This is a genomic window from Acidisoma sp. 7E03, assembly GCF_054665075.1.
In genome coordinates this window covers 55001-71216 of record NZ_BAAFHE010000007.1, presented here as the reverse complement: position 1 = coordinate 71216, position 16216 = coordinate 55001, and the positions used below count along the sequence as shown (strand labels likewise).

Here is a 16216-nt window from a genome sequence, read left to right as displayed (position 1 = left end):
ACGGATCATTCGGAGCGTCTCGGCGATGTCGGGCTACAATTCCGCGCCACTCAACGGCATCGTCTACATCACCGATACGATCGGCTCCGGCCGATATCAGGCATCGGGGGTGCTCATCGCCCCCGATCTCGTGCTCACCGCCTCCCACGTCGTCTGGCAGGCGGGCGTCGGGGCGGCAACCAACATCACCGTTTCGGCGGGCTACAACCAGGGTGCCGCGCCCTATGGCCAAGCCTATGCCCTGAACTACGACTACAACCAGATCGCCGATTTCGGGGATGAAGAAACCCTCTACACCGCTCAAAGCGACTACGCGCTGATCAAACTCGCCACGCCAATAACTGGGGCAACGAACTTTGCGCTCGGCTCGAATTTCACGAGCGGCCTCGCCTATGTCACCGGCTATCCGGCCGTGGCGAATGGGGGTCTCGTCTCATCCCTGCAAAGCCTCAATCAGGTGCCGGGTTTCAGCGTCCTGCAAGGTCAGCCGCTTGGCCCGGGCGCGAGCGGCGGGCCGGTCTGGACCATCGCCAACGGCACACCGACGGTCTATGGCCTCGTCACGGCGGGAAATGCCGTCACCGGTTTCGACGTTCAGCTGACGGATCAAGCTGTTTCGCAGATCAACGCTTGGGCGAGCCAGCTAGAAGCGCCATTGGCGCCCATCACCGTCTATGACACGACAAGCCAGAGTAGCGTCGCCGCGAGCGGCGTGCCCTATGTCGGGCCGGTGGCGGGGCTCCAGAACACCTATGCCAACATCACGCCCGATGGGCTCAACATCGTCGCCACCACGCCGAACTGGTTCATCGCCACCGGCTCGGGCAATGACGCGATCACGGTGACCAGCGGCAATAACGTGATCGACGGCGGCGCTGGCTCCAACTTCCTGACGGGCGGCACCGGGCACGACACCTTCTTCGTCAACGCGACGCAACCGAACCAGGATATCTGGAGCACGGTCGTGCATTTCCACCAGGGCGACTTCGCAACGCTCTGGGGCGTGGCCCCCTATGTTGCGACCTCTCTCGCCTGGGCAAACAGCCAAGGCGCGCCCGGCTATACCGGCCTCACCCTGCACGCGACGACGGTGAACGGTACCTCGGCCTCCCTCACCCTGGACGGCTATACGACCGCCGATCTTTCGGACGGGAGGCTGGCCATCGCCTATGGCGTCAATGCGACAACCGGTCCCTACATGCTGATCGCCGGCACCGGCTAAGCGTCCGGATCGGCTTTCGGGGGCGTCCCCAGCGAGCCACGCACCAGCGCGCCGAAGGCGCGGGCGCGGTGGCTGGTGGCGGTCTTTCGCCGCTGGTCCATCTCACCGTAGGTCTCGGTCTCGCCATGGGGCCGGAACATGGGGTCATAGCCGAAGCCACGGTCACCCCGCGGTGGCCACACCCATTCGCCTTCCACCTTGCCTTCGAACAGCTCGTAATGCCCATCCGGCCAGGCGAGGCAGAGGACGGAGATGAAGTGTGCGCCTCGGGGGGCGGCATCACCGGCTTCGGCATGCACCCGCTCCATCGCGGCGCGAAAATCCTTCGCGGGCCCGGCCCAGCGCGCCGAATAGACGCCCGGCGCGCCGTGCAGCGCATCGACGCAGAACCCGCTGTCATCCGAAAGCGAAGGCAGTTGAGAGGCTTCCGCCGCCGCCTGCGCCTTGAGACGGGCATTGCCGGCGAAGGTCCTCTCGGTTTCCTCGGGCTCCGGCAGGCCAAGCTCGCTCGCCAGCAGGACGTGGATGTCCCAGGGTTCGAGCAGCTTGCGGATTTCCACAAGCTTGCCGGCATTGTGACTGGCCAGCACCAGGCGGCAGCCGGGATCGAGCGGGCGGGCCATCAGCCGGCCCTCGTGTCGGCGGCTTCGATGGCGATGTTCTGCGCGACGAAGAGGCCGCGCGTGCCGGCTCGAGCAAGGGTCATGAGGGCGAGATACTCCGTCTCCGTGAAGGGCTTCTGCTCTGCAGTCGCCTGAATCTCGACGATACCGCCATCCGCGGTGAGCACGAAATTGCCGTCGGCCTCCGCGCCGGAATCCTCCGCATAGTCCAGATCCAGCAGCGGCTCGCCGGCGACGATGCCGCAGGAGACGGCCGCCACCTGGCCAATGAGTGGGACAGCCGGCAGAACCCGATGCGCCACGAGATGGCGGAATGCCAAGGCCAACGCGACATAGGCGCCGGTGATGGCCGCACAGCGCGTCCCGCCATCGGCGTTCAGCACGTCGCAGTCGAGAGTGATCGTCATCTCGCCCATCGCGCGGCGATCCACCACGGCGCGCAGTGATCGGCCGATGAGGCGCTGGATCTCCTGCGTGCGGCCGGACTGCTTGCCGCGCGCCGCCTCACGCTCGCCGCGCTTGTGCGTCGCGCGTGGAAGCATGCCGTATTCCGCCGTAACCCACCCCTGGCCCTGGCCGCGCAGGAAGGGCGGCACCCGCCCCTCGACGCTCGCGGTGCACAGGACCTCGGTCTGGCCCATGCGGATGAGGGCCGAACCCTCGGCGTGGCGGGCGAAACCGGTGGTGATGGAGATGGGGCGCAGGGCATCGGCGGCCCGTTCGGAAGCGCGCATCTGAGCGTCCTTTCTGAAAGCGCCGAGAGGAGTAGCGGCTGCCGGACGCCAGGGCCACCCTTCAGCCGGCTTAATCGGCGGCGAAGCTCGGGCATGCGCAGTCTGCCCTATTTCCGACGCCGTTCCGAGGTATGATGATGCTGCCTGCCGAAGAAATCCGGACGAGTCCTTGGTCGAACATACCGCTTCCTCCCGGCCCCGCGTGCATCGGGACGTGGTTGAGACACTAGCCAGACGAATCCTTTCAGGCGCGATTCCCGCCGGGGAGAGCCTGCCCAATACGCACGACTTGAGCGCGGAACTTGGTGTCAGCCGCTCCGCCCTCCGTGAAGCCATCAAAGTACTGACGGCCAAAGGCTTGCTCGAAGTCCGCCCGCGGACCGGGACACGCGTCCTGCCGCGCACGAGCTGGAACCTAATGGACCCGGAGCTGTTGAGCTGGTGCGGTCCGGCGCTCGACGAGGATCTCGTCCGCCATCTGCTCGAATGTCGGCACTTGATCGAGCCGGGCGCGGCCGCCCTTGCCGCACAGCGCGCGACGCCGGCCCAGCTTGCCGAAATCGAAGCGGCCTTGGAGCGCATGGCGGAGTCCGATTCGCTCGACGAGCGGGTCGAGGCGGATCTCGATTTCCACGTCGCCATCTTGCGCGCGAGCGCGAATCTCTTCCTCGCGCAATGGGGGCTGGCCGTCTCCTCCATCCTGCTCGCGGCCTTCCGTTTGTCGACCGGCGCAGCCCATTCCTACGACGTCGCCTATTCCGCCCATCGCGAAGTGGTGGAGGCGATCCGCAAGCGCGATGCCACGGCGGCCGACCGGGGCATGCGGCTGTGCCTTTCGGCCATGGCGCATGACCTGCATCTTGAAGAGGTGCGCACCATGGAGCTGCGGACCGGCGAAGCCGCCTGAGACCTCAGGCAGCGCCCTCAAACGAAAACGGCCGGTCCTGCGGGACCGGCCGTTCCTTTGTGAGATATCGTCTCGCGCTCAGGCGAAAACAGTACCCGGCAGATGGATGCCACATTCGGTCTTCGCCTGGCCGCGCCAGCGGCCGGCCCGCCGATCCTCGCCTGGTGCGACCGGCGCCGTGCAGGTGGTGCAGCCAACCGACAGGAAGCCGTAGGCTTCGAGCGGATGGTGCGGCAGATCCCTCGCCTCAAACTCGGAAGCGATCTGCTGAGACGACCAGAAGGCCAACGGATTGACCTTGATCCGGCCATTGGCTTCGGCTTCGAAGAGGCCGACGCCCCGTCGGGTCGCGGACTGGAAGCGCTTCCGGCCGGTGATCCAGGCATCGAAGCCTTCGAGTGCCGTCTGCAGCGGCAGAGTCTTGCGCAGATTGCAGCAGCGGTCGGCATTCTCCCGCCACAGGCTGCCGTCCGAATCATGGCGTGCCACCTGGGTGGCGACGGGCTTGACGATGCGCACGTCAGTCAGACCCAGAAGCGACACCAATTGGTCGCGATATTCCAGGGTTTCGGGAAAAAGCTTTTCCGTGTCCAGGAAGATGACCGGGACGGAAGGGTCGATCTCCGCCGCCATCTGCAACAGCAGCGCAGATTCCGTGCCGAAGGAGGAGACGAGGGCAATACCGCCCGGGAAAGCCTCGGTCATCGCCAGGCGCAGCACCGCGGAAGCATCCATCGGATCGTCGATCCGGGACTGCAGGTCGGCACAGAGGCGGAGGGCCGCGTCTTCGGCGGGAAGGATGGAGGCGGTCGTCGGAGTCATCTCGGTCAAAGCCCTTCAGCAGGAGCTAGGGCCTTAAGAAGAGGATTTTTCTCCAGACCGCAATATGGGGCCAAAAGAAAGCGAAATTCATCTTCCTAAGCAGCACAGAGAAAAATTTTAGCGCTCAAAATGCGACTTTCGCAGAATGCATGGCTTTGCTTTTCCTATGCGAAAACTGGGGAATAACCGCTCATTCGTCCTCACCCACGAAAAAAGCCTCACCCGCTGGGGTGAGGCTTCCTCGTCTTTGAGCTGATCGGCAGCCGGTCAGTCGGCAGCGGGATCGATCCAGCCGATATGCCCGTCCGGACGGCGGTAGACGACGTTGAACTGCCCGGTCACGGCATTGCGGAACATGACGACCGACTGGTCGGCGAGGTCCATGCGCATCACGGCCTCTCCGACCGTCAGCCGGGCGATGACCGCCGGGTTCTCCGCGACCACCGTCGCGAAGTGGCCGGGGATGCCGCCGTTGGCGGCCGGCGGCGCCTCGGCCACTTCGGGCGCGTCGGCCGTCGCCTCCTCTTCATCACGCTCGCGCAGGATATAGTGCTGCGCAGGTTCGAAGCTTTCCGGCGTGTCGCGCTGCGCCATGTCCCGCGCATGCTCGTTCACCCGGCGACGGTAGCGGCGCAGCCGCTTGGCGATGTGCTCGGCCGCGTCGTCAAAGGCGGCATTGGCGTCCGCCGCCTCGCCTTCGCCACGCAGCGTAAGACCGCGGCCCGCATGCATGTTGATGTCGCAAGTAAAAAAGCTTCGCGCTCGGCTGAAGGTGACGTTCGCTTCGAGAGCGTCCCCGAAATACTTTCGGGCGATGGTCTCAAGCATCGACGAGACGCGATGTCGCAGCGCGTCGGAGAGATCGAGTTGCTTACCGGAGACCGTTATTTGCATCTTACCTCCAGATGTTTCCCCTGCAGGAGGCGGATCCGCGGGCTTGCGGACCAGGGGCCGCCTTCTGAAGACTGGGCCCGTCACACAGCCTGTCAATGCCAGCCGGTCAGGCCGCCGCCTTCTCCTTCTTGCGCTGCATGGAACTCGGAATTTGCAGCGTCTCTCTATATTTGGCCACGGTTCGCCGGGCGATGTCCACGCCCTCCTTTCGCAAAGCCGCCACGATGGCATCGTCTGACAGAATGTCGTCCGGGCTTTCCGCGCCGATCATCGCACGGATTCGGTGGCGAATGGCCTCTGCACTGAACGTCGCACCTCCCGTTCCTGCAATCGCAGTCGTGAAAAAGAATTTAAGTTCGTAGACGCCGCGTGGCGTCGCGATCGATTTGTTGGCGGTGACGCGGCTGATCGTGCTCTCGTGCATCTCCACCGCATCGGCGACGTCGCGCAGCGTCAGCGGCCGTAGATGGGCGACGCCGTGACGCAGAAAGCCTTCCTGCTGCCGGACGACCTCCGCCGTCACCTTGAGGATGGTCTGCGCGCGCTGCCGCAGCGACTTCACGAGCCAGTTCGCGGCCTGGAACTGCTCCGAGAGGAAGACGCGATCCTGGCGCGAGGCACTGCCCGCAACCCGGGCGTGGAAAACCTGGTTCACCAGAAGGCGCGGCAGCGTCTCGTTGTTCAGCTCCAGATGCCAGGTGCCATCCGGCAAGCCGCGCAGCAGCACGTCTGGCACCAGAGGTTGCACCGGCCCACTGTCATGGTGCGCGCCGGGTTTCGGGTCGAGCCGGCGGATCTCGGCCGCCATGTCGCTCAGATCCTCGAGATCGACGCCGCAAAGCGCGGAGAGGCGCTTGAAGTCCCGCCGCGCCAGAAGTTCGAGATTGTCGAGCAGGATCGCCATCGCGGGGTCGAGGCGATTCTGCTCGGCAAGCTGCGCCCCGAGACATTCGCGCAGATCGCGCGCGAAGATCCCGACCGGATCGAAGCGCATCATCCGTCGCCGAACGGCTTCCACACGATCGAGGGAGATGCCGAGTGCCGCGGCGATCGCCTCCGGCTCGGCCGTAATCCGCCCGGCCCCATCCAACAGCGCAATGAGATGGGCACCGATCAGGCGATCCGTCGGATCGGCGAAGCCGAGCCGCAGCTGCTGAGCGAGATGGTCCCGCAGGCTGGTCGGGTTTTCGGCGAGGTCGTCGATCCCGGGCCCGTCCCCCTCGAAGACGTGGCCACCACCGATACGGCCGAGACCGGAGGAAAGGCCGCCCGCATAGGCCCCGTCAGCAATGCCGCCGGCGTCATAGGCATTGGAAAAATCGGCGTCGAGCGGCGCCTCCGCCGTGCTCGGCAGACTGTCGGAGGTGACCTGGGCATGGCTGTCTTCGGCCGTCGGGGCAACCGGACGCTGGTCTTGCGCCGGGGCTTCCACCAGGGGCACCTCTGGCCGCTCGTCCCGCTCCAGAAGCGGATTGCGGTCGAGTTCCTCCTGCACGAAGCTGGCGAGCTCGAGGTTGGAGTAATGCAGGAGCTTGATGGCCTGCCGCAGCTGCGGGGTCATCACCAGGGATTGTGACTGGCGCAAAACCAGTCGTGGCCCGATTTTTGCTCCGATGGACATCGGCGCTAGCTTAGCAGCATTGCGCCGCAGCAAAAGTGGCTAGAGGCTGAAACGGTCGCCCAAATAGACCCGCCGCACGCCCTCATGGCTTACCACTTCGGAGGGGCGCCCCTCCATCAGCACCTGGCCGTCGTGCAGGATATAGGCGCGGTCGATGATCTCCAGCGTCTCGCGCACATTGTGATCGGTGATCAGCACGCCGATGCCGCGATGCTTGAGGTGGGAGACGAGATCGCGGATCTCGCCGACGGCGATGGGGTCGATGCCCGCCAGCGGTTCGTCGAGCAGGATGTAACCGGGGCGGCTCGCCAGGGCGCGCGCGATTTCGAGCCGGCGCCGCTCGCCACCCGAGAGGGCGAGCGAGGGCGTGCGGCGAAGATGGGAAATGCCGAATTCCTGCAACAGCCCGTCCAGCATGACCTGCTGCTTGTCGGGGTCGGTCTCGGTGATCTCGATCACCGACTTGATGTTCTGCTCGACGTTGAGGCCGCGAAAGATGCTCGCTTCCTGCGGCAGATAGCCGATGCCGAGGCGGGCGCGGCGATACATGGGCAGCGCGGTGATGGGATTGCCGTCGAGCGTGATCTCGCCGCTGTCAGGGCGGACGAGGCCCATGATCATGTAGAAGGTCGTCGTCTTGCCGGCACCGTTCGGGCCGAGCAGCCCGACGGCCTCGCCACGTTTGACGGTGATCGAGACGCCGCGCACCACGGGACGCTGCTTGAAGGTCTTGCCCAAGCCGCGCGCGACGAGGCCGCCGCTGCCTGCCTTGGGCTGCGCCCGCACAGTCTCCGTCATCGGGCTCGGCATCTCCGTCGTTTGCGTCATCGGGACCTCACTGCGTCGCGGGCTTCGCAGCCGGAGCCGCAGGCTTTGCGGCGGGTGCCGCACCAGGGTCCGCCTGGTTCGGGATGATCAGGCCCTTCACCTGCGCATCGCCCTGCGACAGCAGCCGTGCGATGCCCGTCTTCATGTTCACCAGCGCCTCGTCGCCCGCCAGTACGTTCTGGCCACGCGTGATCCGCACATGGCCCGCGATACGGGCGATGCTGAGGCCCGGGTCATAAACGGCGCGATCGCCCTGGACGATCTCCGTCGCCGTCATGATGACGACATGGCCGATCGCGTCGACGCGCTTCAGCTTGCCGGAGGCATCGGTGTCGGGATCGTTCGAGGGCCCGGTTTTCTGCGACACTTGAGTGGCGGTTGCGGGCTGGGTCTTGTTGTCGGCGTCGGTATAGGCGACCAGCACGTCCGCGGCGATGCGCCGGCCGGTATCCGTCACCAGCACGGCGTTGCCGCGCGCGACGGCCATGTGCTGGTTCGACCAGTATTCGAGAGAATCCCGCGCCGTCACGACGTAACGGGGCGTCGTCAGCTTGAGAGCGTGGCCCGTGAGCACCAGAACGCCCTGGTCCATGTCATAGGCGCCGTGGTCGCCCCAGGCCTGATCCGTGGGCGTGAAGATATGGACGTTGCCGAGCGCGTCGAGCAGGTAGATCTGGTTGTTGCCGTCGAGCCCGCCGGACTGGTCGGCGCCTCCGCTCTTGTCCTGAGTGTTGGTGGTGGTCGCGTCCGCCGCACCAGCCTTTTTGCGATAATGGGCGATGAGCTGATTGGCCGTGACCGTCACGTCCCCCCGCACCGCCTTCGCATTCTGGTCGGCGATGACCTCCTGGCTTTTCTGGCGCCACTCGATGCCGCCGTCGGACGTCACCGTCACGGGGCCGCCATGGCTGAGGTCGATCGCTTGCGCCGCCGCCGGAGCCGGCCGCCCGAAGCCGAGCACCGCCAGGCTGAGCAGAGCGCAGCCCCAGGGAATCACGGCGCGGCGGCGCCGCGCAGCCTTGCTCGTCATCAGCCGGTCAGCCTGTTCTACCTGGGACGTGAAGGGCGCGGAGTCACTCATGGACTCCCGTCTAGCACAAGCTTGGCCGGACCCGTGAAGTGCAGGCGGCTGCCATGGTCGGTGATCGAGAAACCCTGTGCATCCAGGGTGCCGAACGGCCCTTCGGCATTGACCTTCTCTTGCCCCGACGCCGTCGCCTGCTTGAGGTTGATCGCCGCCTTGGAGGTGCGCACCGTGGTGCCGTCGTCGCGATAGAGAACGACGTGATTGCTCAGATCGAGGTGCTGCGCCTTGGCGTGATAGAGGCCGTCACGCGACTGAACCATCAGCCAGGTGCCGTTCTTCAGCGTCATGTCTCCGGCAGGCTGGGTCAGCACCACCGTGTCGGCATCTGTCTGAACCGCCTTGGCCGCCGTCATGGTATAGGGCCGGCCGGTATCGTCGATCCCTTCGTAATGGGCCTTGAGCATGCTGCCCTGGTCCGTCCCGCTTCCCCCCGTGGCGAGGTGATAGGACACGCGCGCAGGGTTGTGCTGGCTCACGAGCTCGGGCCAAAGCATGACCAGGCTGAGCAGCATCAGGGCCGCCAGCGGCAGCAGGCGCTTCAGCCAGCTCACCAGGCGGCGGCGGCGCTTGAGGGCGCCGGCAGAGGGCATTCTGCGGCCGCGCCAGATACGGCGAGCCGTCCCCTGCATCTCTTCGAGTGGGGGATGGCGCAGAAGCTGCAGGCGATCAGGAACGGCGCTCATTCAACCTCCCTTGCCCGATGTGGCACGCTCCGTGCCACGGGACTGTCGCGACCGCGCCCATGAGGCGAAAACTCCCCGCGGGTCCTCGGGAAGCACGATGGGACGATACTGTTCCGTCCGCCGGAACTCATCACAATTCTTGGCAGCGTGTTTCACAGCCGTGCTCTTATACCCATGGAAAAGCGGCAGGCGAATGGCAAATTCGTAACCTCGGTACGGGAACCAGCCGTACCGCCCCGGCTATTCATGATTTTCTCCAATGAGTTCCGGCATCTCCTGTGCTCACGGGCCGCACGGATTGCTGCATTGCACCGAATCGCACCGAAAAAAGCCTCTGCTCTCTGGCCCTGGCAGCAGGGTGGGGCGCATGCTCGCCGCGCCATCCCCTTCTGCCCCGGATGCCATGCCGACGCCTGATCCCGCTTTGCCCTCACCCCGGCGCGTCCGCACCATCGCGCTCATCGTCGCGACCGCCCTCTTCATGGAGCAGCTCGACGGCACGGTGCTCGCGACGGCGCTGCCCAGCATGGCACGGAGCTTCGGCGTTCGCCCGCTCCATATGAGCATCGCCCTCACCTCCTACCTCCTCAGCCTTGCCGTCTTCATCCCCGCAAGCGGAGTGATGGCCGATCGTTTCGGCACGAAACGCGTCTTCAACATGGCGATCGCCCTCTTCACCCTCGGCTCCATCCTCTGTTCGCAGACGACGAGCCTACCCCTTCTGGTCGCGGCCCGGCTGATCCAGGGTCTCGGCGGCGCCATGATGGTCCCCGTCGGTCGCATCATCCTTCTGCGTAGCGTGCCGAAATCGGAGCTGGTCTCGGCCATGGCCTGGTTTTTGGTGCCAGCCCTGATCGGGCCGGTGCTGGGGCCGCCGGTGGGCGGCTTCATCACCACCTACCTCTCCTGGCGCTGGATCTTCTTCATCAACATTCCCGTGGGCCTGCTCGGCGGCGTGCTGGCGAGCCTGCTCATCCCGGACATCCGCGCCACCCATCGCACACCCTTCGACTGGCCCGGGTTCGGGCTCTCGGGCCTTGCCCTTTCGTGCCTCACCTTCGGCTTCACGCTGGCCAGCCGGGGTTCGCAGAATGTGGATGCTCTGTTGCTTCTGCTCGTCGGCAGCCTGGCGGGCATCGCCTATGTCCTCTATGCCCGGCGACGGACGAACGCGATCCTCGACCTGAGGCTGATGCGGGTGCAGACCTTTCGCGTCTCTACCCTCGCAGGCTCGTTGTCGCGCATCACCTGGGGCGCGGTGCCCTTCCTGTTGCCGATGATGATGCAGCTCGGCTTCGGCATGACGGCGGCCGCTTCCGGCGCCATCACCTTCATGAGCGCCGCGGGGGCGATGCTAATGAAGCTCTGTGCCGCGCCCATTCTGCGGCGCTTCGGCTTCCGCCGGGTGCTCATCTGGAATCAGCTGCTTGCCACGCTCTGCATCCTGGCCTGCGCCAGCTTCACCCCGGGCTGGCCGCGGCTCGCGATCTTTGCCGTGCTGCTGGCCGGTGGCTTCTTCCAGTCGCTGCAGTTCACCGCGTACAACACCATTGCCTATGCCGATCTCCGCGCAGACCGGATGAGCGCCGCCACCAGCTTCTACACGGTGTTCCAGCAGCTCATGTTGTCCATGGGAATCTGCGTGGCGGCAGGGGCGCTGGCGGCCTCAGCCCATCTCTTCGGCCGCCACACACCGGACCTCGCGGATTTCCGCGTCGCTTTCCTCGTTGTGAGCAGCGCCTCTTTGCTTTGCGGCCCGCTCTGCGCCAAGCTTCCGCCGAGCGCCGGCGCCGAAATGAGCGGCCATCGTGACCAGCCCAAGACCGCCAAGGCCTGAGGCTACGGCAGTTCCAACATTCTGCGGGAGAAACCCCATGCTCGATACGGTGACAAGCCTTCCCCTCAAGGATGCCTCGCTGTTCCGCCAGGCCAATCTGCTGGACGGGCAATGGATCCAGGCGGATGACGGCAAGACCACCGCCGTCACCAATCCGGCGACCGGCGCGGTGATCGGCCATGTGCCGGCCATGGGCCAGGCTGAGACGCGGCGTGCCATCGATGCCGCCTTCCGCGCCCAGAAGGCCTGGGCCGGGAAGCTCGCCAAGGAACGCAGCGCCATCCTCCGCACGCTCTTTAATCTGATGATGGAGAACCAGGAAGATCTCGCCATCATCATGACGGCCGAGCAGGGCAAGCCGCTCGCCGAAAGCCGCGGTGAGATCGCCTATGCCGCGAGCTTCATCGAATGGTTCGCGGAAGAGGCCAAGCGGCTCTATGGCGACGTCATCCCCGAGCCCATGGGAGGTCGCCGCATTCTGGTGACGAAGGAGCCGATCGGCGTCTTCGCCGCCATCACGCCCTGGAACTTCCCCGCCGCCATGATCACCCGCAAGGCCGGTCCCGGCTGGGCCGCGGGCTGCGCCGGCGTCATCCGCCCGGCGACCGAGACGCCCTTTTCGGCGCTGGCCTTGGGCGTGCTCGCCGAACGCGCGGGCCTGCCGCCCGGCATCTGCAACGTGCTGACAGGCCCTGGCCGCGTCATGGGCGCGGAACTCACCTCCAACCCGAAGGTCCGGAAACTCACTTTCACAGGCAGCACGGAGGTTGGCGCCCAGCTGCTCGCGCAATGTGCCCCGACCATCAAGAAGACGAGCATGGAGCTTGGCGGCAATGCGCCCTTCATCGTCTTCGACGATGCCGATCTCGATGCCGCAGTGCAGGGCGCCGTCATCTCCAAATACCGCAATACCGGGCAGACCTGCGTCTGCACGAATCGCTTCCTGGTGCAGGATGGGGTCTTCGACGCCTTCGCCGAGAAGCTGAAGGCCGCCGTCGAGGCGCTGAAGGTCGCGAACGGCATGGAGGAGGGCGCGACCCAGGGTCCCCTCATCAACAAGGCGGCGGTCGAGAAGGTGGAGGAGCACATCGCGGATGCGGTGGCACGCGGCGCGCGCATCGTCACCGGCGGCAAGCCGCACGCCTTGGGCGGCAATTTCTTCGAACCGACGGTGCTCGCCGACGTGCCGCACGAGGCGAAGATCTTTGCCGAGGAAACCTTCGGGCCGGTCGCGCCGCTCTTCCGCTTCAAGACGGAGGAGGAGGCGATCCAGCTCGCCAACGACACCGAGTTCGGTCTCGCCTCCTATTTCTATGCGCGGGACGTCGGCCGCATCTTCCGTGTCGCAAGCGCGCTCGAATACGGCATGGTGGGTGTCAACGAAGGAATCATCAGCACGGAAGTGGCGCCCTTCGGCGGTGTGAAATCCTCCGGTCTTGGCCGTGAAGGCAGCAAATACGGTATCGAGGACTACATCGAGATCAAATATATTGCGCTCGGCGGCCTCGGTCGCTGATGATCGGATGATTGACGAGGCAGGCTTCCTGCGGGAGCCTGCCTCGTCGCTTTTCGATCATGTCTAGGAGGACCCCGCACAGAACGGGGCCTCGGGGAGGAAAACAATGCCACCGGAACCGATGTTTGACGCACGTGGCGTCGGCAACCAGCGATGGGCGCGTCTCATTCCCGTCGCGATGATCGTCTACATCATTTCATTCATGGACCGCACGAACATCTCCTACGCCTTCTCGGGGATCGGTCATGACTTCCACATCGGCAAGGCGGATCAGGGTCTGGCAGCGGGCATCTTCTTCATCGGCTACGTCTTGCTGCAGATTCCGGGGGGCTGGCTCGCCGAGCACTGGTCCGCGCGGAAGTTCGTTGCCATCATGATCGTCTTCTGGGGCGCGATGGCGCTGCTGTGCGGTTTTGTCCACAACTTCACCCAGCTCATCGTCGTGCGCTTCTTCCTGGGGGTCGCCGAAGGCGGCATCTGGCCCGCGATCCTGGTGCTGATCAGTCATTGGTTCCCGGTGCAGGAGCGGGCGCGCGCCTATGGCTTCTGGATGGCCAACCTCGCCATCTCCTCGATCATCACCCAGCCGCTGTCAGGCTGGATCGTGTCGATTTCGGACTGGCGGACGCTGTTCATCGTAGAGGGAGCGCTGCCCTTTATCATCGCCCTGCCGCTCTGGCTCGCCTTCATCAAGGATCGGCCGCGCGACGCCGCGTGGTGCTCGCCGAGCGAGCGCGACTACATCGAGCGGTCGCTCGCGGCTGACCACGCCCATGACCTGCCGCATGGCGGCTTTGGCGACATCTTCCGCAATCCGACCATCTGGAAGTTCGTCGGCGTCTATTTTCTCATCCAGGTCGGCTTCTATGGCCTCAACATGTGGTTGCCGACGGTGCTCAAGGCGCTGACCAAGCAAGGATTCGGCACCGTCGGGCTGATCGCGGCCCTGCCCTATCTGCTGGCGATCGTGCTGCTCTATGCCAATGGCTGGATGGCGGATCGCACCCGCCGCTATCCGTTCCACGTGTTCCTGGCGACCACGACGGCCGCCGTCGCGCTCGTGCTCTCGGTCTTCGTCGCTTCCACCAGCGTCGTTCTGGCGGTTGCCTTCATCTGCCTCGCGATCGGCGGGGCGCTTGCCTATGACGGGCCTTTCTGGGCGGGCGCCTCACGCGTGCTGCCGGTCGCCCTTGCCGGTGGCGCGATGGGTCTGATCAACGCGCTCGGCAATCTCGGCGGCTATTTCGGACCGTTCCTGGGTGGCTATCTGCAGGACCGGACGGGCAGCTTCGCGGCGACTGCGATGCTTTTTGCCGGGGCTCTGCTGCTGGCCGGGTTGTTGGTGCTGACCATCCGGCTTCGGGCGGTATCGGAGAGCGCGCTGACGGATCAGGCTGTCTGGCGCGGCCAGGGCCACGCGGATTGAACGCGGCAACCCCTCCGGCCTTGAGGCTGGAGGGGTTGGTCGAGGTCTCGATCTGACGGAGATTTGGTTGCGGGGACAGGATTTGAACCTGTGACCTTCAGGTTATGAGCCTGACGAGCTACCGGGCTGCTCCACCCCGCGGGGGTGATGGTGTGAAGGGCGAGGGGTGCTGGGTTTGTGGTGTCCCGGCGTGGTCGCCTTGCGTGGAGATACGTGTAAAGGGTGGGTTGGAAGACCTGGCGGCGACCTACTCTCCCGCGCCTTAAGACGCAGTACCATGGGCGCTGGGGCATTTCACGGCCGAGTTCGGGATGGGATCGGGTGTAGGGTCCCCGCTATGGCCACCAGGTCGTCCAACCCACCCTTTGGGTGTGGTGAACGAGGGTTTGGATGAGAGAGATCGGTATGTGCTTTGGTGTTTTTGATTGGATGATTGCTGTGCGAGGTGGTGTGTAGTTTGTGTGAGCCTATCGGGTGATTAGGACCGGTCAGCTGAACGCATTGCTGCGCTTTCACACCCGGCCTATCGACGTGGTGGTCTACCACGACCCTCAGGGAGACCTGGTTTTGAGGTGGGTTTCCCGCTTAGATGCTTTCAGCGGTTATCCCGTCCAGACTTAGCTACCCGGCTGTGCCGCTGGCGCGACAACCGGTACACCAGAGGTCTGTTCATCCCGGTCCTCTCGTACTAGGGACAAATCCTCTCAAGTCTCCAACACCCACGGCAGATAGGGACCGAACTGTCTCACGACGTTCTAAACCCAGCTCACGTACCACTTTAATCGGCGAACAGCCGAACCCTTGGGACCTGCTCCAGCCCCAGGATGTGATGAGCCGACATCGAGGTGCCAAACCTCCCCGTCGATGTGGACTCTTGGGGGAGATCAGCCTGTTATCCCTAGAGTACCTTTTATCCGTTGAGCGATGGCCCTTCCACGCGGGACCACCGGATCACTATGGCCGACTTTCGTCTCTGATCGAGCTGTCGCTCTCACAGTCAGGCGGGCTTATGCCATTGCACTCAGCAGCCGATGTCCGACCGGCCTGAGCCCACCATCGCGCGCCTCCGTTACACTTTGGGAGGCGACCGCCCCAGTCAAACTGCCCACCATGCAGGGTCCCGGACCAGGATAACTGGTCTCGGTTAGATATCAGAAGCGCCCAGGGTGGTATTTCAAGGATGGCTCCACCGAAGCTAGCGCCCCGGCTTCAAAGCCTCCCACCTATCCTACACAGTGCTCCCCTGATACCACTGCAAAGCTGCAGTAAAGGTTCATAGGGTCTTTCCGTCTGACCGCGGGTACCCCGCATCTTCACGGGGAATTCAATTTCGCTGAGCCCATACCGGAGACAGTGGGGAAGTCGTTACGCCATTCGTGCAGGTCGGAACTTACCCGACAAGGAATTTCGCTACCTTAGGACCGTTATAGTTACGGCCGCCGTTTACCGGGGCTTCAATTCAGTGCTTGCACACCTCCTCTTAACCTTCCGGCACCGGGCAGGCGTCAGACCCTATACGTCATCTCTCGATTTCGCAGAGCCCTGTGTTTTTACTAAACAGTCGCTACCCCCTGCTCTGTGCCACCCGCCCATGGTTGCCCACAAACGGGTCTCGCTTATCCCGAAGTTACGCGAGCAATTTGCCTAGTTCCTTCGATATGGTTCTCTCAAGCGCCTTGGTATGCTCTACCAGTCCACCTGTGTCGGTTTCGGGTACGGTCTATACGCTGGAGCTATTTCCCGGAATGCTCAAAAAGCCAGGACAATCCAATAAGCCCTGACAACATCTCGCATTCGTCACTTCCAGCAGGCTCAGGAATATTCACCTGATTCCCATCGACTACGGCTTTCGCCCTCGCCTTAGGGGCCGGCTAACCCTGCGCGGATTAACCTTGCGCAGGAACCCTTGGACTTTCGGCGACAGTGTTTCTCGCACTGTTTGTCGCTACTCATGTCAGCATTCTCACTTCCGATACCTCCAGGAGGGGTCACCCCATCTCCCTTCGCAGGCTTACG

The 16216-nt window shown here is 64.4% G+C and carries 13 protein-coding genes, 1 tRNA gene and 2 rRNA genes (1 of these 16 only partly in view); 5 read left to right on the top strand and 11 right to left on the bottom strand.

Annotation, left to right across the window (positions count from 1 at the left end):
• Positions 1-25: 25 nt before the first annotated feature.
• Complete coding sequence (locus tag ACYQ6W_RS12380) at positions 26-1222, top strand: trypsin-like serine protease (RefSeq protein WP_459675622.1); 1197 nt, start codon at positions 26-28, stop codon at positions 1220-1222.
• Here the strand turns inward: ACYQ6W_RS12380 and rdgB are convergent.
• The gene (rdgB, locus tag ACYQ6W_RS12375) at positions 1219-1845 is read right to left on the bottom strand and encodes an RdgB/HAM1 family non-canonical purine NTP pyrophosphatase (RefSeq protein ID WP_459675621.1); all 627 of its coding nucleotides are present in this window, start codon (positions 1843-1845) and stop codon (positions 1219-1221) included. The two genes, ACYQ6W_RS12380 and rdgB, sit on opposite strands and share 4 nt — an antisense overlap.
• The gene (gene rph, locus ACYQ6W_RS12370; RefSeq protein ID WP_459675620.1) at positions 1845-2579 is read right to left on the bottom strand and encodes a ribonuclease PH; all 735 of its coding nucleotides are present in this window, start codon (positions 2577-2579) and stop codon (positions 1845-1847) included. The genes rdgB and rph overlap by 1 nt, the downstream gene beginning before the upstream one ends.
• A 202-nt stretch (positions 2580-2781) precedes the next feature.
• Between rph and ACYQ6W_RS12365 the strand changes: the two genes are divergently transcribed.
• Positions 2782-3486 (top strand): FadR/GntR family transcriptional regulator, encoded by a 705-nt coding sequence (locus ACYQ6W_RS12365; RefSeq protein ID WP_459675866.1) that lies wholly within the window; start codon positions 2782-2784, stop codon positions 3484-3486.
• Positions 3487-3564: 78 nt separating this feature from the next.
• Here ACYQ6W_RS12365 and ACYQ6W_RS12360 read toward each other — a convergent pair whose 3' ends face one another.
• The 6 genes from ACYQ6W_RS12360 to lptC all read right to left on the bottom strand — a co-directional run bounded on the left by ACYQ6W_RS12360 (position 3565) and on the right by lptC (position 9421).
• Entirely contained in the window at positions 3565-4308 is a 744-nt protein-coding gene (locus tag ACYQ6W_RS12360; RefSeq protein ID WP_459675619.1) for a phosphoadenylyl-sulfate reductase, read from the bottom strand.
• Positions 4309-4575: 267 nt separating this feature from the next.
• Positions 4576-5202 carry a ribosome hibernation-promoting factor, HPF/YfiA family gene (gene hpf / locus ACYQ6W_RS12355; protein WP_459675618.1) on the bottom strand — a complete coding sequence of 209 codons (627 nt, stop codon included), beginning with the start codon at positions 5200-5202 and terminating at the stop codon, positions 4576-4578.
• Positions 5203-5308: 106 nt separating this feature from the next.
• Positions 5309-6823, bottom strand: a complete 1515-nt coding sequence (gene rpoN / locus ACYQ6W_RS12350) for an RNA polymerase factor sigma-54 (RefSeq protein WP_459675617.1) — start codon at positions 6821-6823, stop codon at positions 5309-5311.
• Positions 6824-6862: 39 nt separating this feature from the next.
• Positions 6863-7621, bottom strand: coding sequence for an LPS export ABC transporter ATP-binding protein (lptB, locus tag ACYQ6W_RS12345; protein ID WP_459675864.1), 759 nt, complete (start codon positions 7619-7621; stop codon positions 6863-6865).
• Positions 7622-7658: 37 nt separating this feature from the next.
• Positions 7659-8732 carry an LptA/OstA family protein gene (locus tag ACYQ6W_RS12340; RefSeq protein WP_459675616.1) on the bottom strand — a complete coding sequence of 358 codons (1074 nt, stop codon included), beginning with the start codon at positions 8730-8732 and terminating at the stop codon, positions 7659-7661.
• Positions 8729-9421, bottom strand: a complete 693-nt coding sequence (gene lptC / locus ACYQ6W_RS12335; RefSeq protein ID WP_459675614.1) for an LPS export ABC transporter periplasmic protein LptC — start codon at positions 9419-9421, stop codon at positions 8729-8731. Before lptC ends, ACYQ6W_RS12340 begins: the two co-directional genes overlap by 4 nt.
• 403 nt (positions 9422-9824) lie before the next feature.
• Here lptC and ACYQ6W_RS12330 point away from each other — a divergent pair, with 403 nt between their 5' ends.
• The 3 genes from ACYQ6W_RS12330 (at position 9825) to ACYQ6W_RS12320 (ending at position 14200) form a co-directional block, all read left to right on the top strand.
• Positions 9825-11258 (top strand): MFS transporter, encoded by a 1434-nt coding sequence (locus tag ACYQ6W_RS12330; RefSeq protein ID WP_459675612.1) that lies wholly within the window; start codon positions 9825-9827, stop codon positions 11256-11258.
• A gap of 37 nt (positions 11259-11295) precedes the next feature.
• A complete protein-coding gene (locus ACYQ6W_RS12325; RefSeq protein WP_459675611.1) occupies positions 11296-12774 on the top strand; it encodes an NAD-dependent succinate-semialdehyde dehydrogenase in 1479 nt (492 codons plus the stop codon).
• Between the two features lie 121 nt (positions 12775-12895).
• Positions 12896-14200, top strand: coding sequence for an MFS transporter (locus ACYQ6W_RS12320; protein WP_459675610.1), 1305 nt, complete (start codon positions 12896-12898; stop codon positions 14198-14200).
• Between the two features lie 64 nt (positions 14201-14264).
• Here ACYQ6W_RS12320 and ACYQ6W_RS12315 read toward each other — a convergent pair.
• From ACYQ6W_RS12315 to ACYQ6W_RS12305, 3 genes are all read right to left on the bottom strand, one after another.
• Positions 14265-14341, bottom strand: a tRNA-Met gene (locus ACYQ6W_RS12315).
• A 93-nt stretch (positions 14342-14434) separates the two neighbouring features.
• Positions 14435-14549: ribosomal RNA gene (gene rrf / locus ACYQ6W_RS12310) — 5S ribosomal RNA — on the bottom strand.
• Between the two features lie 108 nt (positions 14550-14657).
• Positions 14658-16216 (bottom strand): 23S ribosomal RNA (locus tag ACYQ6W_RS12305); it runs 1183 nt beyond the window's last position.